Origin of the sequence: Yersinia pekkanenii (genome assembly GCF_001152565.1) — a bacterium.
In the GTDB taxonomy this organism is placed as follows: Bacteria; Pseudomonadota; Gammaproteobacteria; order Enterobacterales; family Enterobacteriaceae; genus Yersinia; species Yersinia pekkanenii.
The window spans coordinates 1-1,653 of the sequence record NZ_CQAZ01000160.1 but is presented as its reverse complement, the minus strand read 5'-3'; the positions used below and the strand labels follow the sequence as shown (position 1 = coordinate 1,653).

The following is a 1,653-nucleotide window of genomic DNA, read 5'->3' as shown; positions in this document are numbered from 1 at the left end:
TGCTGGCTCTGTGCGCAGCATGACAGCCCGCCCGGACGCCCAAAAGCACCCGGCACGTTTACTGCAAATCCACAATTTGAAGCACCGCAGCAGGCAGATCCCGATAAGAGAGCACTCGATGAGAAGCATTAAGAGGGAGAAGGCAATAACGATGTAAACCAAAAGAATAACGAACAGATAATAAAGCAATCGAGAGCCATTCAGGACGTAAAACCGCCGTGGCGAAGCCACAGCGGCGTTTAGTCCCTGCCCTTTTGCGCGGCTGAGTTATCTTCGCAGATAGGCCGAACATTACCGGCAGAGTTGCCCCTGCCAGTCTCCTTAGTGCCGTGAGGGAACAAATCGCATATACCAGAATGGCGTATGCATTGTGCGCTGGATGACTTGCGTTAAGCTGTTACCTATCCGCACACAGGCTGAAATTCCCAGTAGGGAAAGTTGGATGTAACACATCCGCGCCGCCACCGGATCAATATCGGTACAGAACACCAATAGCTTTTTTTGCGGGTTACAGCCCTTTTCCAGCATATACTTAGCCGCTGCAATCACCATCCCCCCTGCCCCACAGGTACATTCATCCATTGTGATATAGGGTATGTGTTCCAGCTCCGCTATCCGATCGCCAATCGTAAGGCCTGCCATCAGGTCAGACAGATATGACGGTGTAAAAAACTGGCCCATATGGTCGCTGCCCAGCTCTAACTCCATAAAGATACTGCCCAAAAAATCGCACATACTGGCCTCCAATCCCATCACAATCTGCGCGTGTAGCTGTGCAAATCGGGTGAGATCTTCTGTCTTGTAACGGGCGATAACTGCGAAATATTCCTCCTCCAGTTTTGGGGACTTTAAGCAGGCATTTTCAAGCGCAATCGCTGACACAGTGACAAAATCACGAAAAACCTCATACCGGTGATGATATCGCGCGGTTTCTTTGAAAATTTTCACAAACTCGCGCCGGTAATGATCAACTGCTGGGTACGATTGAGGGGAAATACGTGCAGGAATATGTTTAGGCTTATTCACTGGCATAACTACTGTTTCTAAGCTCGATGTCTCTGGCGCACTGAATAAGGCATCAAATGACAGTTGTGACACGCTTACTCTCCCCGGTGCTTAGACACATTTAAGGCCCGCTGTAATGCTGCCGCCAACGCATACGTTGAAGGATAATCGCAACCGTTCAGTTGATTGTTTGGCATCTCATTAAACGCATAAAGACAACTTTCGAGCAGGGCTTTCATTTGTTCTTGGCTCATGATCAACTCCGATTCTGTAGTAATGCCGCCCCATAAAGGAGCGGCGTGATTAATCAGGCATAGGCCCGTTTAAGTTCCAGAGTTCGGAGTACCTGCCCTAACTCACTGACACGCATAGCCGGAATTCTCACCGACTGTTTTTTAAGCTGACACTTGGCAATGTGTCGGCCCCGCGCTTTGCAGGTTTCGGTGATATCGTTTATCGCTATCGCCGGACGGTTTACCCGCTGTTGTTTTTTCGGTGCCAGCTTTACAAAACCGGCGGTTGGTGTAATTATGCTAACTTCAATTTTCATGGTTTTGTCTCCATGTGTGGATTGAATGCCGGTCTAGCTTCTCACGGGTAAACCGGCACGAGAGAGCAGGGGAAACCCTGCTTTTTCTATTTCTGCGT

General features: G+C 49.2%; 3 protein-coding genes. All 3 read right to left on the bottom strand.

Annotated elements, in window-relative coordinates:
* Window positions 1–321 precede the first annotated feature (321 nt).
* Genes AEP37_RS23620 through AEP37_RS23615 form a run of 3 tightly spaced genes read right to left on the bottom strand, consistent with a single transcriptional unit; the run spans window position 322 to window position 1,555 of the window.
* Window positions 322–1,098 carry an N-6 DNA methylase gene (locus tag AEP37_RS23620; protein ID WP_049615617.1) on the bottom strand — a complete coding sequence of 259 codons (777 nt, stop codon included), beginning with the start codon at window positions 1,096–1,098 and terminating at the stop codon, window positions 322–324.
* 2 nt (window positions 1,099–1,100) lie between these two features.
* On the bottom strand, window positions 1,101–1,259 hold the full coding sequence (locus AEP37_RS26415) for a cobalamin biosynthesis protein CbiX (protein ID WP_156168773.1): 159 nt from the start codon (window positions 1,257–1,259) through the stop codon (window positions 1,101–1,103).
* 53 nt (window positions 1,260–1,312) lie between these two features.
* Window positions 1,313–1,555 (bottom strand): hypothetical protein, encoded by a 243-nt coding sequence (locus tag AEP37_RS23615; protein WP_082170910.1) that lies wholly within the window; start codon window positions 1,553–1,555, stop codon window positions 1,313–1,315.
* Between the last annotated feature and the right edge of the window lie 98 nt (window positions 1,556–1,653).

Bases quoted from the DNA above. Each gene is read 5' to 3' on its own strand.
- AEP37_RS23615 (WP_082170910.1), bottom strand. From the start codon at position 1,555: ATGAAAATTGAAGTTAGCATAATTACACCAACCGCCGGTTTTGTAAAG.
- AEP37_RS26415 (WP_156168773.1), bottom strand. From the start codon at position 1,259: ATGAGCCAAGAACAAATGAAAGCCCTGCTCGAAAGTTGTCTTTATGCG.